Below are 20607 nucleotides of genomic sequence, written 5' to 3' on the forward strand. Positions count from 1 at the left end.
GGGCGCGGAGGGCGCCCTTGCCCACCGTCTAATTGTTCTCTTCGCCGGGATTCTGGTTGGGAGGGACCTGGGGCAGCTGCTCACCATGCAGCCAGCCTGCTGCGCCTGATCCTTCGAGCTAGGTCGAAGGAGCTGGCGCGAGTCTGGGGCAGAGGATCAGATGTCCCCGCCGCGAGGTGTGGCGAGGGCATCTGACGGGGGTCAGCGGTGCCGACTGCGCTCTTCGGGCCTCGTGGCCACTGGTGTGGCCGGAGAGTGTGGCGTGGCGGACATGGACGACGTTCCGCTGATGGTGCTCCGGCTGCGAGCGGCTTGCGTCCGCTGGTTCGGTTGAGCGGTGATGCGCCAGGTGAGGACCTCTGCAGGGTGCTCGGCGCTGTCGAGTTCTCGTTGGGTGCCCAGCTCGGCCAGGAGGCGTCGGGGGTTGTGGCCGGCGGTTTCGGCGTGGGCGAGGGTTGTGGTCAGGGCGGTCCAAGTGGGGTCGGCGAGGATCCGAGCGGCGTGGTCGGGGAGGGCCGCGCGAACGTCCTGCTCGTAGCGGCTGGCGGTCGCGGTTCGTGGTGCGCGGCGGGCAAGGTCCGCCAAGACGGGTGGGGCGGCCTGTTGGTAGCCCGCCTGGAGGTGGCGGAGGGCTTCCTCGGCCGCTGCGGCCTTCTGCTCGTGGCCACGCTGCTCGTGCCACTTGGCGGCGGCCTGGGCCAGGTGCACGGTGGCGAAGAGAAGGGCGATGGCGAGCCCGCCCGGTTCGCCCGAGGCGTAGGCGAGTTCCTTGGCGGCCTTGCGCAGGGCGGTGGCGGCCTGGTGGTCGGCGCGGGTGGCGGAGCGGCGGGCGCGGTTGAACGCCGTCGCCGCCGCTCGTAGTTCCGCCCGGTGGGGGCCGGTCGTGGCGCTCGCGATGTTGTACAGGGCGTCGCCGAAGGCGGCCAGGTGGCCCTGGGCGGCGGCATCGTCACCAGAGTCGAGGACGGTGCGTGCCGCGTGGATGGCGGCGGTGGTGTGCCGCCATGAGGCGGTGGGGTCCGCCACGTACCGGGGGCGGTCGGCCACCCTCTGGTCGGGGAGGCGTTCGCGTAGGCGGTTGATGGAGAGGTCGGGGGCGAGTTTCGAGCCGCCGTACCAGACGGGCTCGCCGGCCGCGTTGGTGTCGCCGGGTGCGGCGAGGCTGTAGCCGATCACGTCGCCGGTCTCCGGGCCGAGGCGTGTCTTGAGGTTGATGCCGAGGGACTGCAGCACGGTGAAGTAGTCGGCTTCGTTGTGTACGGCGGCGGCGACCGCGTACGCCTGCTCGCGCAGCCACTGCCGTGCCGTGACCGACTGGCCCTGACGTTCTGCCTTGGCGCGTTCGGCGCCGGTCGGTGTGGGTGGGGCGGTGAGGTCGCCGGACTTCAGGCGGCGTAGGCCGAACTCGGCTTCGATCTTGCGGCACTCGGATTGGGCCCGCTGTCCGTCGCGGTGGGTGCGCGGGCGGCGCCCGTCGGCGCGGACGGTGGTGGCCATGATGTGGATGTGGTCCTCGGCGTGGCGCACCGCGATCCACCGGCATGCCTTCTCATCGCCTTCGGGGGCGATGCCGGTGGCGTGAACGATGCGGCGGGCGACCTCGGCCCACTCGGCGTCGGTGAGGTAGCGGTCGCCGGGCGCGGTGCGGACCGGGCAGTGCCAGACGTGCTGAGGTGGTTTCTTGCCGCCCAGCTCGCGGGTGCGCAGGTCGACATGGTGGTCGAGGCGCTTGGCCAGCAGGGTGTAGCTGGCCTCGGGGTCGCGGCCCGGGTCGGGGGCACCGGCCATGTCCCAGGCGGCGACGATGTGAGCGTCGGTGTGCTCGTCGCGACGGCCGGGGCCGAAGAGGTAGACGATCAGTCCGCGGGTGTCGGAGCCGGTAGAGACGTCAGGAACCATGCGTGGCGCCTTCCGCCAGGAGCTGGTCGATCAGCAAGTAGCTGCTCTCGGCCGCTTGCTCGACACGGTCCAGTACCGCCTCGGCACGCTCGGGCACCGTTCCTCGGTGGATGGCCGCGGTGATCTGGTTGAGGTTGCCGCCGATGCGGTTCAGCGCGACCGTGTGCGCCTCGACGGCCTCGATCAGCGGGCGGACCGGGTCGTCCTCCGGGCTGCCGACCAGCCCCGCCTTCCCGAGGGCGACGGCGAGGGCGGCGTCCCCGACGAATCCGGCGAACTTCTGACCGCGCTGGTGAGCTGCGGCGCTGATCACGCTCACAGCGGTCCGCGTGAAGCGGATGGTCTTCTCCTGGTCGCGCTTCTCCACCGTGCGCTTGCGGTTCATCAGCGCGGGCAGGACGGGAGCGTCGAGATCCCGCCAGGAGGGCTGCTCGACGAGCGGTGGGACATCGACCGGCGGCCGAGTGCGAGGGGCGACGGAGTCGGCTGCCGGCTGAGAGCTGGTCTCGGCCGCACCCTTCTCCGGCTCGGGCGCCCCCTGGCGCTCGGCCTCCTCCTCCGCCACCCCTGGGGCAGGGGCAAGCGCGGACGAAACCTCGTTAGAGGCTCGTTCGCTCCAGCTTGCTGCTGATCGGAGGGTCAGGCCGAAGAATCCCTTGCGGCGCCGGGTGGGAGCCTTGTCGGTGCTCGTTTCGGACATGGTGGTGCTCCGGTGATCGTGTGGGGTGGGGCTTCGTCACGTCCGTTGCATCCGTCCCATTGCTGGTCAGGACAGGTACGGAGACGGCCGCAGGTACGGAGTGATCCGTATCGGCGAGGAACTCCGTCCCCGCGCTGACCTGCGCGGGGACGGATGCGACGGATTGATACGGAGCTGGTGTCAGCGCGTGGGCCTGGGGCCAGCAGGCCCGCCGGGAGGACCGATGGGCAGCGTCCCCGACGGAGGGGTCAGTGGCTTGCCCTGGGGTCGACGTGCGAGCGCAGCCTCGCCGGTTGCGGATGCCGTTGGGGCGGGGGCGGGGCAGTAGCGGGCCCAGGCGTCGAGGAACTGGTTGCGGGCGTACGCCTTGGCCTGCCTGCCGTTGTCGAAACGGTGGTTGGCCGGGCTGATGCCGAAGTCGCGCAGCAGGTTGGCCAGGTGGTAGGCGTTCAGGCCCTTGGTGCCGTACTCGGCCCATGGCGCCTCGGCGTCCTGGACGAGGGCGGCGAGCAGGTCTTGGCTGCGCAGAGCTTCCTGGTCACCCTGTTACTCGAAGACTCGGTGGATGTCCCGGAGCAACCGGGTCTTCAGCGTCGTCTGCTCGTCCTGGACCACCTCGTTCCTGGTCATCGCCAGGCAGGCGGCACGGGCCTGGGCGGGCCAGTGGCCGCCGGCCAGGTCGGCGACGATGACCAGGGGCTCCCAGGTGTCGGCGGCCCGGTCTTCGACCGGCATCGTGGGGACCAGCCGGTGCGCTGTCCCGCGCAGTGGGGTAAGCCATGCGGCCAGCCGGTCGCGCAGCGCGTTCAGTTCCGGGACGGAGTGCCGGGAGCGGAAGGGAGCAACCTTCTCGCCGGGCTTGCGCTTCTGCATGCGGAGCACGACGGCGCGGTCCATGATCGTGTCCGGCAGGTCGCCGATGCCTGCCAGCGCGGCCATGGCGAAGGTCGGGAACGCGGTCGGCTTGTGCTCAGGGCCGGATATCCGCCAGGCGGGGCGGTTGCGCTGGTGTCCGGCGTTCAGCAGGCCGCGTAGGTCCTCCTTGTCGCCGGCCTTGGGGCCGAAGATGGTGTCGGCCTCGTCCACTAGCAGCGTCGGCGGGTCCTCGCCGATGATCCGGAAGACCACCGCTGGCGAGGTGTTCACCGTCATCATCGGCTTGTACACGGTCTCGTGGAGCACGTCCAGGACACGGGACTTGCCGCATCCCTTGGTCGGCCCCACCACCGCCAGGCGCGGCGCGTGCTGGAGGGCGGGCTGAATGTGGGAGGCCGCCACCCACAGGGTGACCGCCGTCAGGGCCTCCTCGCTCGGCAGTACGACGTACCGGCCGATCGCCGCACGGAGGTCATCCAGCAGCACGGCTCCTTCGTCCACCGTCTCGTCGCTCGCACGGGCGGGGTCCCCGGTCCCCGAACCGCCGTCGGGGACCACGGTCCCCGCAGATACGTGGGGACGGTGGTCCTCACCATCGGCTCGGGGCGCGTCGCGCTCGTCCGGGATTCGGGGACCGGGTTCGGGGACCGGCGGACCGGAAGTCTCTGTCCGGTCCCCGGCTTCCGGTTCGGCGGGACCGGTCCCCGGGGCGCTGACCTGCGCATGTTCCGCGTTGGGGTAATTTCGGTCCCCGACCGGAACACCTGTCGCAGCAGCGCCGCTGGGGGTTGCAGCCGGGGACCGTGACTCCGTTCGGTCCCCGTTGCGCCAGGGGATGCCCTGGCCGGGGACCGCGGGGGTGGGCCAGACGGCCTTGTGGGATGTGTTCGAGGTGGCGGGGGACGTAGAGTCCTCCATCGACGTTCCTCTCAGGTGAGGGACGGGACGGGCAAGGTCCCGACCTTCACCGGTTCGTTCGTTCAGGGATGGGCGACGTGCAGGGGAATCTCCGGCCCTCGGCGTTGGCGCGCCGGGGGCCGTTGCTGTGTCTGGGCCTGTCGGTGGCTCACGAGGCCAGGCCCCATTCGTCCTGGCCGTCGATCAGGGTGCGCTCGTAGCGCAGCAGCTCGGCCTCGGGGTACAGCACCCGCTTGCCGACCTTGATGCCGCGCGGCCCCTTCTGAATGTGGCGCCAGTAGCGGACGGTGCTCTCGGCTGTGCGGTAGCGCTCGGCGACCTCGGAGGTGGTCAGGTATCGCATGCATTCCCATTCGGCTAGACAACGATTCGATCTGCATAAAGTTGTACCCCAGGATCGGTGGTTACCCAAATCGGGAAGCTCATGTTTCAATTGGGATAGCAACGGCGATGGAGGTTCGATGGCAGGCGACAGGCCCGAGGGTGGCGAGGTGCCGCTGCTCTACAGCGAGGGAAACGTGGCCGCGCGTGTGGCCCTGGAGCGCGAGGTCAGAGGGTGGAGCACGACCGAGCTGGCAGATCGGGTGACCAGAGCCGGCATCAAGATGAACCAGACGGCGGTCTGGCGCATCGAGAACGGCACCCCTCGCCGGCGCATCAACCTCGACGAGGCCCTCGCCTTCTCCCGCGTCTTCGAGCTCCCCCTTGAAGAGCTGATGTCCCCGCCGCTGGAGGGGCTCGACATCGACAGCCGACGCCTCGTCCAAGAGGCGGTCGAGGCGTTCTACGAGGCCCGCGACGCGCGCGACCGCCTGCACCGCGCCGTGGTCGCCATCACCGATCACATCAAGTCCCACCCCGACAGCTCGCGGGCCATCCACGAGCAGTGCCTCCGCCTCATGGGCGACGAGCGCGACGCTCGCACCCTCAGTGGTGACATCGAGGACGGCGGCCACTACTGACAACCGACACGAAGGAGAGGCCACTTGGCCAACATCCAGAAGCGCCCCAACGGCAAATGGCGTGCTCGCTACCGCGACCTCGACGGCAAGGAGCACGCCCGCCACTTCGACCGCAAGATCGACGCCCAGCGGTGGATCGACGAGGTCACGGCCAGCCTGGTCACCGGTCAGTACGTCGACCCGCGGTCGGCGAAGAAGCCCTTCAAGCAGTACGCGGAGGAATGGCGGGCCATCCAGCCGCACCGGCCTTCCACGGCCAAGGCGGTGGCCCAGCACCTGCGCTGCTACGTCTACCCGGCCTGGGAGAAGCGGGCACTCGGCGCGATCAAGCCCGGCGACGTACAGAGCTGGGTCACCAGCCTGACCACCACGCACGGGCTGGCCGCCAGTACCTCACGGACGGTCTTCAACACGGTCAACGCCGTCTTCCGGGCAGCCGTCCGTGACCGCATGATCCCCCACAACCCGTGCGCCGAGGCGAAGCTGCCCTCGGTGCCACGGAAGAAGATCGTGCCACAGGCCGTCGAGCAGGTGCGGACGCTGTCCGAGGAGATACCCGCGCGCTACAGGGGCCTCGTGCTGCTCGGCGCGGCCACCGGGCTCCGCCCCGGCGAGCTCTTCGGTCTCCAGCTCCGGCACGTGGACCTACTGCACGCGACCGTCTCGGTCGAGCAGCAGATCCAGCAGACCGCCAAGAACGGCGTGTACGTCTGCCCGCCCAAGACCGCTCGCTCGCACCGCACGGTCCCGCTCCCCCGCATGGCGGTGGATGCGATGAAAGCCCACCTGCGGGACTTCCCCGCTGATGGGCCCGAGGGCTGGATCTTCACGGCGCCGCAAGGCGGACCCGTGGTCTACACGCACTTCATGGACGGGTCCTGGCGGCCCGCCTGCGCGAAGGCCGGCATACCGAAGGGCACCGGACCCCACGCCCTCCGGCACCACTACGCCAGCTGCTGATCAAGCACGGCGAGTCCGTGAAGACGGTCTCCGAGCGCCTCGGCCACACCAACGCGGCCATGACGCTGAACATCTACACCCACCTGTGGCCGGACTCCGAGGAGCGGACCCGGGCCGCCGTCGACAAGGCGTACGCGGACCAGTCCGCCGGTGCCCAGCCGGGGGTCGACGAAGCGGCGTAGCCGCTCCCCCGCGCGCTGACCGAAGTCAGTACGCTGCGGACTCTGCGCGGACCGCAAAGGCCGCCCAACCCGCTCCGCCGCAGGTCAGACGGCCTTTCGCCGAACGTATTAGACGTTGAAGCGGAACTCCACCACAAGGCTGTGACCTGCGGAAATACAGGCGCATCCCAGCACCATCCCAGCACGGGATGCGCAACAAAGTACAAGAAGACCGAAGATCGCCAACGCTACCCGGCAACGCCCGCACATGCCTGAAGTCTGCGGAACTTCTACGAGCGCCGCATAAGGCTGGTGCCACCGCACCAACCTCGCAGAGCAGCACAGCGCTCGCGCTCACTCGCAGTCTCCCCGGACGCCAGCGGCCAGCTCCGACGCCTGGCCGCCGCCCAGAATGCACGTCCAGACCTCGGGGCCGACGCGAGCGTCCACAGATCCCGCATACCCCCGGTTTGGTAGGGCATAGTCAGAAGCTTCCGCGCTGTCGCAGGTCAGCCTGCATAGCTCAGCGGGTGGAGCAGGCGCCTTCCAAGCACTTGGCCGCAGGTTCGAGTCCTGCCGGAGGCCCCAAACATGGCTGGTCAGGGCACTCTCGGGCCGCCAGCGGAGAAGCGGTGCGCGCGGTGCTGCGCCGTTCATTCACGGCGTTGAGTTCCGCGCTCCAGAGAGGAGCAACGTGGATCAGCTCGGCATTCAGCCGGCAGAAGTGAGACGCGCCAGGCCCCCCTTCTCCAGCTCGTGCACCACCAGCTCCTCCATCACGTGTCGCTCCCTGGCGGAGGCGTAGGCGAGGTCGTGCAGGGCAGCGGCACGCGTGGCGAAACCCTGCCTGACCACATCTGCCGGCCAGGGGATCTTGTAACGCGAGAAGTCCTTGCGCCTCATCGCACGAGCCTGCTCGCCTTGCGTTACGGACATCAACTCCCGCCGCTGGTAACGCAATGTGTGCAGCAACCACATTCGGTCGGCCTCGGACTCCGTGTGAAGTGCAAGCGTCCGCCGCCCCGGAACTAGCGGAGTCGTGGTGAGCACGGTCCGCACCTCACCGGGACGGGGCGCGATCAACAGGCTGCCGGCCGGACACACAGTCTCCCCTCGCGCCACGGTCCGTGACGTCACTGCACCCAGATGCACTTCCCTGCAGTTCAGTACTTGCCGGGGAGACACCCACGGCATGGTCGGCTGCTCACGGTCCGGCGGGAGCTGCGCCACACCCGCCGTGATCTGAGCAACCTCGCCCATCGCGCGCTCGGCAGTGGGACCTTGTCCGCATGCCCTCAGCGTCTCTATGAAGTACGCGTCCGCCAGTTCCGTCGCACACGTCGCGATCCGGTTGTTCAACACATTCTTGCGCTCGGCAAGGGAGATCAGCGCAAGCAGCCTCTCCCGCACCCGGTCCGGAGGCTTCGGCACCGGAAGTCGGTTGAGCGCTTGCAAAGGCAAGGTCATGTGCTCGGAGTTCGAAGAGGACACCGTGAGATAGCTGCGACTCTGCGATGTTTTCAGCCACCATCGAAGCCACAGGTCCCACTGCTGCACGCGGCCCTCCGGTGTCCAGTGGACAACTGCGAGCGACCTGGCGGCATTCCATCCCCCATGTTCTTCCGTCGCTACCGCCGTCTCCCCCACTCGCCCTACGAGCACGACAAGAAGGTCCCCTGCTCTCAGGGTGCTGCGCGGGTGGCGTTCGGCTACCTCCGGAGGCACGAACGTGAACTCCTGGACGTGCACCTCCCCTTCGATGATCTCCTTTGCGCCGATCATCGGGATTCCATCGGGTGCCTTCTGCGGTTGCGTAATGCCGTAAGCGGCGTACTCGATCCCAGGGAAATCCCGCAACTCGACGATGGACCACGGGGCGGTGAGGTCATCCGGCTCTGTAGTCATGTCTGCCCTCCAACGCATCGCGGACTCGGCGTCTGGCTATGGCGCTACGGTCCAAGCACTCATACAGCTCGGCTTTCCGACTGCGTTCTACGTCTCTTGAATTCTCCTGCACGGCCTCCCGGTGCCGCACGTAGCGTGCGGGAGTCAGATCGAAGCCCGCCTCAGCGATTTCCTCGTGGCTCGCCGCACGGCACCATGGGACGGATTCAGGGTCCCCCTCGCCTTCACGGCGTCGAAGTCCCTGCCATTCACCGAAGATCTTCAGCAGGCGTTCGACCGAATCCTTTACGAAGTGGCGCCGCGCCCCCTCCTTCGCTGCTGGCAGTTTCCCTGCATCCGCGAACAAGACCTGATCGGAGTGCGGCCGCTCCCCTTTGGCCAGCAGCCACAGCGCCGTGCTCGCACTGGTGTGCGGAAAGAGCCATGTCGGCAAGGCCACAACACCCACGACCAGACCGTTCTCCAGCAGCCCACGGCGGATCAGTCCGTCGGTGCTGTTGCTGCTGTGCGCCGCGCCGGAAGACAGCAGAACGACGGCCCGTCCTTGTGGCGTGAGATCGGCAAGGATGTGCTGGACCCAGGCGAAGTTCGCGTTACCCGGACGTGGCACCCCCAGAGTCCACCGCCAGTCGTCCTTCAGTTCACCGTGCCCCCAGTCCCGCTGGTTCACTGGAGGGTTAGCGACGATCACGTCGGCCGGTATCGATGAAGTGCCCGCCCTGAGGGTGTCAGCTCCTTCCTTGCCGAGGTCGGCGTGGAATCCGTGCAGGGCAAGGTTGACGGCTGCGGCATAGCGCGCCGTCCGGTTGATATCCGCACCGGACAAGCGCACTTCACTTCCCTGTGCCCGAGCCCGGTGTGCGGCTGCGCGCAGCAGTCGCCCGCTGCCGCACACCGGGTCCCGAACAACCTCGCCTCCTCGGGGAACGGCCAGCCCCGCGAAGAGATACGCCAGGTCGTTCGATGTGAAGTAGTCATCGCCACGCGCGTAGCGTGCCGAGTGCATGTCGAGGAGCGTGTCAAGGAGCTTCACGTCCGGATCCAGCTGCCGCACTTCCGCGATCAGCTCATGGAGGGCCGGGTCGATGAGCTCGAAGGGACGGCTCGCACCTTCGTCGCGATACGCGGGAAGGCCGTGAGCGCGAGCAACGGGCGTATGCGGCCACATTGCACCGAGCCTGGCCCCCGCTGACTCCGAGCCCGGCCCCCACAGCCGGTCCACCTCCACCGCCGTTCCGTGTTGGAACAAGCAGTGAAGGTAGACCACTTGAAAGGCAAGCCGGTACGTTGTCGCGGCATCGGCGACGCTGCGCAGCTTCTCGACGGCCCGCAGCACTCGCCGGTACTTCAGCCGCCCCTCTTCGTTCGCCCATTCCTCCTGGGTCACAACGACCTCAGCCAGGAGACGACCGCCAGCCCGATGAGAACGGTGGCTCCGCAGGCGGCGCCACCGTTCTGGATGGCCGTGACGACCTCTCCCGCGCCCACGAACTCGAGGATGCCGGCCACGAGCCCCACCACCACGGACGCCAGGACGACCACCACCAACAGCAGCGCTCGCTGCGACATGCCACAACTCCCTCGGTTCCACCAGCAGTTAGCAGTTCTGCGGTTCGTTCCGCGGACTTGAAAGTAGTGGCCTGACGCGCCTCACGTCTCGCAGCACGGGAATTTGCTTTTGCCGTAAAGCGGTTGGGCGCAGCCCCTGCCGGCCCCCGCGAAGGACATCCGGTCGGGCAGAGAACGGCCCCGGCAAGCAGGCGCCTGCCGGGGCCAGGAGCGATATAGGCGAGGGCTATGCGTCGGCGGCCGAGCCGTCCTGGGACCACTTGTCGGCGAAGTGTTCCATCTGGCGGATCACCAGGTCGATCGCTTCCTTGGACTGCTCCGGCGGGTAACCGTGACGGGCCAGGAGGCGCCTGATGGTGGCGCGAAGCCTGGCCCGGACCGGTTCGCGGGCGATCCAATCCTTCTTGAGGTTCTTGCGGACCTGGACCACGAGATCCCGGGCGATACCCGAGAGGATCTCGTCGCCCATGAGGTCGCGGGCGCTGCCGAGGTCGGCGACCGCGTCGTAGAAGGCGAGTTCGTCGTTCCCCAGCGGCGGGGTGAACTTCTCACCTCGCCGGGCGTCTTCCGCAACCGTCTTGGCCAGTTCCACCAGCTGGGCGATGATCTCGGCGCTGGTGAGCTGCTGGCGCATGTAGCGGGTCATCAGGTCCTGGAGGCGCTCCGAGAACGCGGTCTGGCGGACGATGTTGTGCCGGGTCTGCTCGCGCATCTTCTGCTCGACGAGGCGGCGCAGGGCTTCGGCGGCCAGGTGTGGGGTTTCGCTGTTCTGCAGGCGGCCGACAAGGGCGTCGTTGAGGTGCGTGAGCTCGGCCTTGTCCAGTCCGGCCTCGGAGAAGAGGTCGGTGACACCGCCGGTCTCCACGACGGCAGAGGTGAGCTGGGAGAGGTAGAGAGCGACGTCACGGGCGACGGGCAGGCCCTGGGCCTCGCGGTCCATGGCGTCGAGCTTCGCCATGTACGTACGGACCTCGACGAGGAACTGGATGTCGCGCTTCCAGTACGGCTGGTCGGTGAACCGGGAGGAGATGTCGGCGGAGGAGCCGGCGAGGGCGAAGAAGCGCTCCAGGCGGTAGCCGTGTTCGCGGAAGCGGCGGCTGAGGGTCTGGTTCGGGTCGTCGAGCTGGTCGGGGTTGTTGCCCGGGGTGGCGGGGCTGCGGAGGTACTCGGCCGTGGTGTATGCGGCCTTGATGAAAGCCTTGGGGTCGGGGCGGGAGAGGCGTTCGCGCCAGTTCCAGCCGAGGAGCATCTGATCGAGGATGTCGTACTCGTTGCGGAGTTCGTCCAGGGCGCGGTCGATGTCCTGGCCGAGGGTCCGGTCGGCCTGGTCGTCGGCGGAGTACTCGGCGATGGCCTTCTGGAGGTTCTCGGTGAGGGGGGCGTAGCCGACGAGGAGGCCCTCCTCCTTCTTGCGGAAGCGGCGGTTGACGCGGGCGAGGGCCTGCATCAGGCCGGCGCCGCGCAGCGGCCGGTCCAGGTACATGGTGTGGATGGACGGCGCGTCGAAGCCGGTCAGGAGCATGTTGTTGACGATGAGGAGCTGGAGTTCGTCCTCGGGGTCCTTGGCGCGGTTGATGACGGCCTTGCGCTGAGAGTCGCGCAGGGCGTGGGCGCGCAGTTCCTCGGAGTCCTTGCGGGAGTCCGAGGAGTAGACGATCTTCATGGCGCCGGTGGTGGGGTCGTCCGTGTGCCAGTCGGGACGCAGTTCCTTCAGAGCGTCGTAGACGCGGACACAGATCTCGCGGGTGGCGCAGACGAGCATCGCCTTGCCGGGGGCGCCGCCGGGTGCGTCATCGGCGTCCGCGACGAAGGGCAGCATGGCCGCACGGCGGGCTTCCCAGTGTTCGACCAGGTCCTGGGTCAGGTCGCGTATCCGGGCGGGGGCGCCGTACATGGCGTTCATGGTGGCGACGGCCTGCTCGACGCGGGTGCGCTCGGTGTCGTCCAGGCCGTCGGTGATGCGGTCGGCCTCGGTGTCGATGGCGGTGGGGTCGACGTCGCGGTCGAGGACAAGCTGGACCACGCGGCTCTCGTGGTAGACCTTCACGGTCGCGCCGTCGTCGGCGGCCCGTTTGAGGTCGTAGGTGTCGATGTAGTCGCCGAAGACCTCACGGGTGTTGCGGTCGGCCTCGGAGATCGGCGTGCCGGTGAAGGCGAGCAGCGTGGCGTGCGGGAGGGCGTCGCGCAGGTGGCGGGCGTAGCCGTCGAGGTGGTCGTAGTGGCTGCGGTGGGCCTCGTCGACCACGACGACGATGTTGCGCCGCTCGGAGAGGAGCGGGTGGTCGGTCCCGGATTCCTTCTCCTGCTTGGTGCGGCCGAACTTCTGCAGGGTGGTGAAGAGGATGCCGCCGGTGCGCTTGGCGGCAAGCTCTTCGCGGAGTGCGGCGCGGTTGAGGAACTGGTGAGGCTGCTCGGGGAGGACCTCGCTCTCCTTGAACGTGTCGAAGAGCTGGTCGTCGAGATCGGTGCGGTCGGTGACGACCACCACGGTGGGGTTGTGCAGGGCGGGGTCGCGCATGACGAGGTTGGTGGTCAGCACCATCTCCTCGGACTTGCCCGAGCCCTGGGTGTGCCAGACCACGCCGGCCTTGCCGTCGGTCGCGGCGGCGCGGCGTACGGCGTCGGCGGCGCGGGTGACCGCGAAGTACTGGTGGGGCTTCGCGATCCGCTTCATGCGCTTGGCAGGCACGAAGTTGATGAAGGACCGGACGAGGGCAAGGAAGCGGGGCTGGGTGAACAGGCCGTGCAGGGCGAGGTCCTGGCCGGTCGGGACGTCGGCATCGGCGTCGGCGTGGACAGCGGCGGCGTCCACTGTGTCCACGCGGGCGCCGAACTCGTCGGTGTTCCACGGGGCGAAGTGCTCGTACGGGGTGAAGGGGGTGCCGTACTTCGCGGTGATCCCGTCGGAGAGCAGTACGACCGCGTTGTAGCGGAAGGCGGTCGGGAACTCCTCGATGTAGTGCCGGATCTGGGTGTGCGCGGCGGCGAGGGTGGCGTTCGGGTCGCCGGCCCGCTTGAGCTCGACGACGGCGAGCGGGAGACCGTTGACGTACAGGACGAGGTCGAATCGGCGGTTGCGCTCACCGTTGATCACGATCACCTGGCGGACGGCGCGGTACGTGTTCGCGTCCGCGTGCTCCAGGTCGACGATCCGGACGGTCGGCGTGTGCTCGGCGCCGAGTGCGTCGGTGTACGTGACGGAGTGGACGCCGTCGGTCAGGTAGCCGTGCGCGGTCCGGTTCTCCTCGTACGTGTCCTGGGAGGTCGGGGTCGCGGCGGTCGCGAGGGCCTCGCGGACGGCCTCCGGGGGGAGGGCGGGGTTGAGCCGCTCGATGGCCTCGCGGAGATCGGAGTACAGGATCAGGTCGTCCCACGAACGGCGGTGACCGGAACCGGGCGCGAGCTCATTGCCCTCGGCCTTCGGCCAGTCGAGCTCCAGGAGCTCTTCGAGGGCGAGGAACTCCCAGTCGATTTCGAGGGGGCGGAAGTTGTCGGGGGTGGGGGTGTCGCCAATGCCGTCGTCGTTCCCGTGCGTGGTCATACGTGATCCTCGACAATCTTCTCGGCGTCCTTGACACGGAGTCGGCCGGACATGAGTTGGGGGAGGAGAGTGTCGCGGAGGGTTGCGAGGGTTTGGTTCTCCTGCTCGCGCACCCGCAACATCGCGAAAAGCTCTCGTGCTTCCACTGTGAACCGCTGAATGGAGGGCGCGTCCGGGACCTTGATCCGGACCGACAGGGCCCTATCTCGGTTCAGTCCAGGAACAGCTGAGTCCGAGTTCATCTCCTCCAGGCCCAATCCCTTGAGGAGAAAGTACACGTATTCCATGGACACCCCATCGCCGCGACACACTACATAGAATGTCGTGTCAATTGGGAAGAATCCACCCTCCGACCAATAAACCGACCCAATCGTCCCCTTGCGGCCGACAATAATCCCGGGCCCCTCAAGCAGGGCCTCAATGTGCGTTCCACTGATTCCGCCGCTCCCGAACACGGGAATTTCTCCGGCGACCCTCCGGGCAGCGGGCAGGGATTTCCCGTACTTCAACTCAAGGATGTCACCCAGCACCGCCGACTCCATCGCCGACGCCGAAACCTGCGCCGCCTTCGCCGCACCCAGCTCCATCGCCGCATTCACGATGCGCTCATTGACGGCGATCTTGTCGTCCAGCGCCCCGAGCAGCTCACCGATACGCTTCTGTTCACTCAACGGCGGGATGTCGATTTCGACCTGCTCGATGCGCCCCGGCGAAGTATGCAGGATCTTCGTTCCTGACGCCGTGCTAAAGAGCTGTCGGTTGACCTCCCGGGAGAGGAACGCGTAATACGCGAACCTCTTATCCATGCGTGACGGGTCGCACGCAATTCGCCCAATTCGCTGATTATGGAGGTAAACGCGACCGTCGTCTGGAACCAGCCCCGGCACTCCCAGAATTTCCCCACCGGCCGTCTGGCATGTCATAACAACCAAGAGGTCGCCTGCCATCAGATTGAATTCTGGCGGGTAGTCACCGATGAACTCCCGAACTCGAGTCGAAGAGAAGCGAAACCCTCCCGAGTAGTTGAAGTTACCAATACTCACTACGATGGGGCGACCCGTCAGAGCATCGGTCATCCCTTCACCAGCGAAAGCAAATCCGTGATGGACCTTGAGCAAGTCGCCCAGCTTGGAGCGCTTCCAGTTGCTCACTGCACCCCTCCCAGCTGCTCACGCACCGTCTTCGCCAGCTCGTCCGACTTGTCGAACAGCTCGTACAGCTCCCCCGTCAGCCGCGCGATCTTGTCTGCGACCGCCTCGGCGTCCTCTTCCTCCGCCTCGGCCGCCCCGACATACCGCCCCGGCGTCAGCACGTACCCGTGCTCCTGAACCGTCTTCAGGTCCGCGCTCGCACAGAACCCCGGCACATCCGCGTACGTCTCCCCCGCGTCCTTCGCGCTCGCCGTCCCGCGCCACGCGTGGTACGTCCCCGCGATCTTCGCGAGATCGTCCTCGGTCAGCACCCGCTCAGTGCGGTCGACCATCTCGCCCATGTCCCGGGCGTCAATGAACAGAATCTCGCCCCGGCGGTCCGCAGCCGCGACCTTCTGTCCCTTCACGCCCCCCGGCGACTTGTCCTTCGCCAGGAACCAGAGACAAGCCGGAATCGCCGTCGTCCGGAACAGCTGGGCCGGCAGCGCGACCATGCACGCCACCATGTCCCCGTCCACCAGCGCCTGCCGGATCTCCCCCTCCCCGCTCTGCTGGCTGCTCATCGAGCCGTTGGCGAGGACGACTCCAGCTGCCCCCCGCTCCCCCAGCTTGCTGATCATGTGCTGGAGCCAGGCGTAGTTGGCGTTAGCCCTCGGCGGGACGCCGTACTTCCACCGCGCATCCGACTCGTTCCGCGCCCAGTCCTTGATGTTGAAGGGCGGGTTGGCCATGACGTAGTCGGCCTTGAGGTCCGGGTGCTTGTCGTCAGCGAAGGTGTCGCCCCAGCGGGCGGCGAGGTTGCCGTCGATGCCGTGGATGGCGAGGTTCATCTTGGCCAGGCGCCAGGTGCGTTCGTTGAGTTCCTGGCCGTAGACCGAGATGTCGGACTTGTGGCCGCGGCCGCGGTGGGCCTCGATGAACTTGGCGGCCTGGACGAACATGCCGCCCGAGCCGCAGGCCGGGTCGTACACGCGGCCCTCATACGGCTCCAGGACCTCGACCAACAGCCGGACGACGCTGCTAGGGGTGTAGAACTCGCCGCCCCGCTTGCCTTCCGCACGGGCGAAGTTGCCGAGGAAGTACTCGTAGACCTCGCCGAGGACGTCCTGGGCGGTCTTGTCGTCGCTGCCGCCGAAGCGGGCGTCGGTGATGAGGTCGACGAGTTCGGCCAGGCGCTTCTTGTCGACGTTGTCCTTGTTGAAGATCTTGGGGAGGACACCGGTCAGCGACGGGTTGGCCTTCATGATGGCGTCCATCGCCTGGTCGAGGACCTCGCCGACGTTGCCGCTCTTGGCGTTGGCGGAGATCGAGGACCAGCGGGCACTCTCGGGGACCCAGAAGACGTGGTGCCCGGTGTACTCGTCCTGGTCCTCCAGGAACTCCTCCAGGCGGTCCTCGGCGATGCCTTCCTCCGCGAGTTCCTTGGCGAGCTGTTCGCGGCGCTCTTCGAAGGCGTCGGAGACGTACTTGAGGAAGATCAGGCCGAGGACGAACTCCTTGTACTGGTTGGCGTCCATGGAGCCGCGCAGCTTGTCGGCGGCCTTCCAGAGGATGGCCTGGATCTCCTTGGGCGTGGAGGCGGTGAACAGCTCCGCCTGGTCGGCGGGCTTCTTCTTCCGGGGCGGCATGGGCGCTCGGGTCTCCTTCAAGAGTTCGGACGAGAGATCAGGCGAGAGGGGGTTCGGTGAGGGTCAGCGTGCCGTCGACGAGGCCGGCGGCGGTCAAAGCGGTCAGGTCGTCGAGGGCCGCCGCGTGCTGTCGCAGCAGGGCCGTGCGGCGGGCGATATCGGCCAGGAGCGCGTCGTAACGCTCGGCCTCGTCGCCGGGTAGGTCGGGGATGAGGAGGTCCTCCATGCGGCGGGCAGAGCGGACCGCGCCGCTCACCCGCCGGTGTTCGGTGGCCGCCGAGCGCAGGAGCGCCGCCAGGACGCGAGGCCGTACGGGATGCTCGGCGTCGGACCGTGCGCGCAGGAGGCGGGCGGGGAAGGCCACCACCGACAGGCCCTCGTCGTCGACGTACGCGCCGAAGCTCGGGGTGGCGGTGACGACGATGTCGCCGGGTTCGGTGAAGTAGGCGTGCTCGTAGGTGTTGAGGAGTACGGCGCGGTCGATCCGGTGGCTGTCGATCGGCGCGCTGCCGGTGATCTCGGCCGGGGTGAGGACGGTGTAGTGGCCCGCGCCGCCGGTGAGGAGGTGTTCGGCGGCGATGCGGTGGCCGGGCAGTCGGCGGAGGCGGCGGTCCTTGAGCAGGCGGGCCACGGTGGTACGGCGGGCCGGCTGGTCGTCGGGGCGCAGGACGGCGTTGGCGCGGATCGTGGGCGCGTGGTCGAGTGCGCTACGGGTGGCGTCGATCAGCTGCTGAAGGCGGAGTTCGGTCTCGGAGATGCGGGCCGGGCGTTCGACGACGGTGCGGGTGTAGCGGTCGGCGTGCGGGCGGTGCTGCGGGGTGAACGCGGCACCGGGTGCGCCGGTCAGCGCGGTGGCCGGGACGACGGCGGCATTGCGCGGTTCGTGGCGGCTGTCCGCTCGCCAGCCGGCGTCGCGGAAGATGTCGATGTCCTCGGCCAGCGCGTCCAGGGTCTGTGGGGTGAGGGTGCGTGAGGAGAGGTCGGCGAGGAGGGCCTGGCCGGTGCGCTTGCCTTCTGGAGTGCGGTGCAGGATCCAGATCGCGGTGCGGTGGGCCGGGCGAAAAGGAAGTACGCCTTCGGGGAGGCTGATCGCGGCCTTGAGAAGGTGCTGTTCCAGGAAATCCCGGCGCAGGCGGTCCGCCTCCCCGCGTGCGGCCAGGGGCCTGACGAGCGCGTCGGCAGGGCCCAGGACAACGGCCGTGCGGTCCTCTGCGAGGAGGTCGGTGAGGTCCTGCAGGCTCTGCAGGACAGCGAGCGGGCTGCGGGTCTCGGCTGCCTCGTAAGGGAGGCAGCAGGCGATGACGTGCGGGTTTCCCCAGTCTTCCGTGGCCAGTTCCTCGCCGTCGGCAAGGTCCATCTCGAATTCCTGGACGCCCTGTGCCATGAGGCGGCGGCGGGCGAGCCGGGCCAGGTCCGGCATCGGGTCCGCGGAGAGGAAGAAGGGTGAGTCCTCGGCGTCGGACACGGATTCGCGCAGGGCGACCAGCAGATCGCCGCTCCGGGGATGCAGGACGGCGGCCGTTGCTCCTTCCTCGCGCTCGTTCAGTCGCGCGAGGCCGGTCAGGCGGGCCATCGTCCGGCTCACCAGCGGAATCGGTTCCTCAGCGGCGAGGTCGTCGCAGCCCAGGCGGCGGCGTGCGTCCATGACCCGTTCAAGCGCTTCGGCCGGGGTGTAGGCGGCCTCGGTGAGCTGGTCGGCGAGCACGGCGAGCAGAGGACCCTGCCGTTCGGCGTTCGGCAGTTCGCTCAGCTCCCTTCGAAGGAAGGTGTCGTCGAAGTCGGTCTCGGCGGCACGCTCCAGGATCGCGTGCCAGGGCAGGTCGGAGAGCGGTTCGTCGAGGAGCTGACGCAGGCAGAGCAGCGCGGTCACCGTGTCGACCAGCGTGCGAGCGGGGATCGCGCGCCGCCAGGCAGACAGGGTGTGCAGCACAAGCTCCGCCCGGATCTGGTCGGCGTCAGCGTTGCCGCGGCCGGTGGACAGAAGCCATTCGGCGACTTCACGGCCGTCGAAGAGCGGGCTGGCCCCCTCGTAAGCGACGGGCTCGGGGAAATCCGCGTGCCGACGGGCCCAGGTGGTGACGACGGGACGTTGGACCTGGGCCAAGGTCCCGATTTCGGCGTACCTGATCCGCCAGGAGATCTCCTCGGGCAGGATGGGAGCGGTTGCTTCACGTGTGCCAGCCATGCGGTCCGCTCCCTTCGTGACGACTGCCTCGTGCTCTCGGTCGAGAACGTTTCTCCCAGGGCACCTCACACGCTACAGCCGGTCGAGCTCTCAGCTTCGCCAGCGGTTGATAACCAGGGTTATCAGGTTCTCGAAACATCTTGCCTCCAATCTTCTGGCACCTTCGTCACCATCACCCCGGCACCACCCGCCGGGACGCCAACCCCGTACGAGACCGACCGCACCGGCGTCCTCATCGCCGCACCTCTGCTCCCTTGCCGGGCACTCACCCCTGTCCGCCTCGACACCACCCGTCCCGTAAGGCCGCTCGTGTTACCGAACCGCACCGCAACCTCGCCCCAGGAGACCTCTGTGTCCAGCACCGCGTCGAAGCGCACCCTGTACCGCCTGACCCACGTCAATGCGACCCCTGAGTCGATGCTCGAAGCCCTCGACGTCGGCGCCCTCGACACCCTGGACGCGGTCGTGCGCGACGTCAGCGATCACATGGGAGTTCCCGCCCTCGCGGTGTCCTTCGCCGTAGCGAAGGAGGAAGCCGCCTGGGGCAAGGATGTCCTCCGGCTCGCCGCCGAATCGGACCTGCTGCAGAGCGAGCAGCGCACCGGCGCACTGCTCGTACTCGCCGTCGACGACGTGGTGTACGCGATCGGCTTCGACCAGGGCTACCGGCTTCTCCCCGCCCAGCTCAAGGACGCGCACTTCGGTCTGTCCTTCGGTATCCGCGCCATCAACCCGCGTCAGGTGCGGGACTTCACCGCCAGCGTCCTCGGCCAGGCGCGCATCGACAGTTCCCTGATCCATGCCGGCGCCTCCGTACCGGCACTCGGACTCCGGGACCACGGGCGGATCATCCGCCACCTCGGCGGCTACCTCGACGAAGTCGACCTCACCGCAGGGAGTGGCACCAGGAACGGGGCCATGACCGCGGAGGGCGGCATCGGTCTCCGAATCAAACTCGGCACCACCCCCGCCACACTGATCAAGGACATCCGCGCCATCGCCGCGATCTGCGAGCACGTCGTTCCCCACCCCGACCTGGCCTTCGTCGAGCACATCACCGCGGTCAAGGACCCTTCCCTCATCGACGCGCTCGACGCGGAACTGGACGCCACGCTCGGCCGTCCCGCAGACGGCCGGATCATCACCGCCGTCCCCTTCTCCCAGAGCACCGACCTGCCCCGGTCCACCGCCTGCACCATCAGGATCGGGTCCTGCCCGCCCCACCTCCGGGACGAGTTCAGTCTCGACTACGTCCTGGAGCGGGCCCGTGTGATCAAGGCAGGCGCCCGCGTCACGGCGCTCCGGCAGGGCACCGTCGAACTGTTTCGTGACACGCTCTCCGCACGTACCGCGCTCGCCCCGCGCACCGCCTCCCTGGAAGCCCTGTCCAAGGAAACCGCCATGAAGTGGATCGAGGCCACCTTCTCCCTCAGCTCCCGCACGTTCTGTCTGCTCGACGGTGAGTGGTACGAGCTCGGGGCGGGCTACCTGCGCAACGTCAACGAGACCGTGGCTCCCTTGTTCCCCGACGCGCCCTCAGTCGATCTCCCCCGCTGGCCGCTCGTCGAGAAGCTCAACAGGAAGGGTATGCGCGTGATGCGTCCCGCAGACGAAGGCGACTACAACAAGCTGGCCGCCCAGGCCCGTCGCGGCTGGGTCTGCCTGGACAAGAAGAATGTCCACAACCCCTTTCGGGCAAGCAACTCCGTCGAGATCTGCGACCTGTTCACCGAGGACGACACTCTTGTCCTCGTGAAGCCCGCGCACTCCTCGAGCCCGCTGAGTCACCTGTTCAGCCAGGCTCGCGTCTCCGTTGAGCTCCTCTTCGAGAACGCGGCCGTGCGCGCGGAGTTCGCCCGGTCCGTACACGTGAACAGCGATCCGGCCCGCAGCATCCCCGAGGACTTCACCCCGCGCCTCGTCGTCTTCGCGATCCTTCTGAAGGACGGAGCCAAGCTCACGCCGGACTCCCTCTTCCCGTTCTCCGCCATCACCCTGGCCCAGACCGCGAAGGCCCTCGCCGCTCGCGGCGTGACCGTCGAAGTCATCGGCGTCGAAAGCGAGTCGGCCCAGTCCGCCATGCGCGACGAGGCTGCGTAGCCGCCCGGGACTCTCGCCGTAAACACGCCCTCTATATCTCTCATCCGAACGA

At 68.1% G+C, this 20607-nt stretch carries 14 protein-coding genes and 1 pseudogene; 4 read left to right on the top strand and 11 right to left on the bottom strand.

Annotated elements, in window-relative coordinates; translation table 11 throughout:
• Positions 1-201 precede the first annotated feature (201 nt).
• From RI578_RS14230 to RI578_RS14245, 4 genes and pseudogenes are all read right to left on the bottom strand, one after another.
• Positions 202-1899 carry a relaxase/mobilization nuclease domain-containing protein gene (locus RI578_RS14230; RefSeq protein WP_310871441.1) on the bottom strand — a complete coding sequence of 566 codons (1698 nt, stop codon included), beginning with the start codon at positions 1897-1899 and terminating at the stop codon, positions 202-204.
• On the bottom strand, positions 1889-2464 hold the full coding sequence (locus tag RI578_RS14235; RefSeq protein WP_310875759.1) for a hypothetical protein: 576 nt from the start codon (positions 2462-2464) through the stop codon (positions 1889-1891). Before RI578_RS14235 ends, RI578_RS14230 begins: the two co-directional genes overlap by 11 nt.
• A gap of 315 nt (positions 2465-2779) precedes the next feature.
• Positions 2780-4033: pseudogene (locus tag RI578_RS14240) on the bottom strand (DUF3631 domain-containing protein).
• A gap of 508 nt (positions 4034-4541) precedes the next feature.
• Positions 4542-4736 carry a helix-turn-helix domain-containing protein gene (locus RI578_RS14245; protein ID WP_310871442.1) on the bottom strand — a complete coding sequence of 65 codons (195 nt, stop codon included), beginning with the start codon at positions 4734-4736 and terminating at the stop codon, positions 4542-4544.
• A 118-nt stretch (positions 4737-4854) separates the two neighbouring features.
• Between RI578_RS14245 and RI578_RS14250 the strand changes: the two genes are divergently transcribed.
• Genes RI578_RS14250 through RI578_RS14260 form a run of 3 tightly spaced genes read left to right on the top strand, consistent with a single transcriptional unit; the run spans position 4855 to position 6497 of the window.
• Positions 4855-5355 (top strand): helix-turn-helix transcriptional regulator, encoded by a 501-nt coding sequence (locus RI578_RS14250; RefSeq protein WP_310871443.1) that lies wholly within the window; start codon positions 4855-4857, stop codon positions 5353-5355.
• A 24-nt stretch (positions 5356-5379) separates the two neighbouring features.
• On the top strand, positions 5380-6315 hold the full coding sequence (locus tag RI578_RS14255; protein WP_310871444.1) for a site-specific integrase: 936 nt from the start codon (positions 5380-5382) through the stop codon (positions 6313-6315).
• A 17-nt stretch (positions 6316-6332) separates the two neighbouring features.
• A complete protein-coding gene (locus RI578_RS14260) occupies positions 6333-6497 on the top strand; it encodes a hypothetical protein (protein WP_310871445.1) in 165 nt (54 codons plus the stop codon).
• 690 nt (positions 6498-7187) lie between these two features.
• Here the strand turns inward: RI578_RS14260 and RI578_RS14265 are convergent.
• The 7 genes from RI578_RS14265 to RI578_RS14295 form a co-directional block, all read right to left on the bottom strand.
• Positions 7188-8381: a hypothetical protein gene (locus RI578_RS14265; protein WP_310871446.1), complete on the bottom strand. Its 1194-nt coding sequence runs from the start codon at positions 8379-8381 to the stop codon at positions 7188-7190.
• Complete coding sequence (locus RI578_RS14270; RefSeq protein ID WP_310871447.1) at positions 8362-9768, bottom strand: N-6 DNA methylase; 1407 nt, start codon at positions 9766-9768, stop codon at positions 8362-8364. The genes RI578_RS14265 and RI578_RS14270 overlap by 20 nt, the downstream gene beginning before the upstream one ends.
• Positions 9765-9950, bottom strand: coding sequence for a hypothetical protein (locus RI578_RS14275; RefSeq protein ID WP_098019748.1), 186 nt, complete (start codon positions 9948-9950; stop codon positions 9765-9767). The genes RI578_RS14270 and RI578_RS14275 overlap by 4 nt, the downstream gene beginning before the upstream one ends.
• Before the next feature lie 226 nt (positions 9951-10176).
• Positions 10177-13491, bottom strand: a complete 3315-nt coding sequence (locus RI578_RS14280; RefSeq protein WP_310871448.1) for a type I restriction endonuclease subunit R — start codon at positions 13489-13491, stop codon at positions 10177-10179.
• The gene (locus RI578_RS14285; protein ID WP_310871449.1) at positions 13488-14642 is read right to left on the bottom strand and encodes a restriction endonuclease subunit S; all 1155 of its coding nucleotides are present in this window, start codon (positions 14640-14642) and stop codon (positions 13488-13490) included. Before RI578_RS14285 ends, RI578_RS14280 begins: the two co-directional genes overlap by 4 nt.
• Entirely contained in the window at positions 14639-16270 is a 1632-nt protein-coding gene (locus tag RI578_RS14290) for a class I SAM-dependent DNA methyltransferase (RefSeq protein WP_310871450.1), read from the bottom strand. Before RI578_RS14290 ends, RI578_RS14285 begins: the two co-directional genes overlap by 4 nt.
• A gap of 37 nt (positions 16271-16307) precedes the next feature.
• Positions 16308-18455, bottom strand: a complete 2148-nt coding sequence (locus tag RI578_RS14295; RefSeq protein WP_310871451.1) for a hypothetical protein — start codon at positions 18453-18455, stop codon at positions 16308-16310.
• 351 nt (positions 18456-18806) lie between these two features.
• Here RI578_RS14295 and RI578_RS14300 point away from each other — a divergent pair, with 351 nt between their 5' ends.
• Positions 18807-20555 carry a DUF6119 family protein gene (locus RI578_RS14300; RefSeq protein ID WP_310871452.1) on the top strand — a complete coding sequence of 583 codons (1749 nt, stop codon included), beginning with the start codon at positions 18807-18809 and terminating at the stop codon, positions 20553-20555.
• The last annotated feature ends 52 nt before the right edge of the window (positions 20556-20607 follow it).

Origin of the sequence: Streptomyces sp. BB1-1-1, assembly GCF_031597775.1 — a bacterium.
GTDB lineage: Bacteria > Actinomycetota > Actinomycetes > Streptomycetales > Streptomycetaceae > Streptomyces > Streptomyces thinghirensis.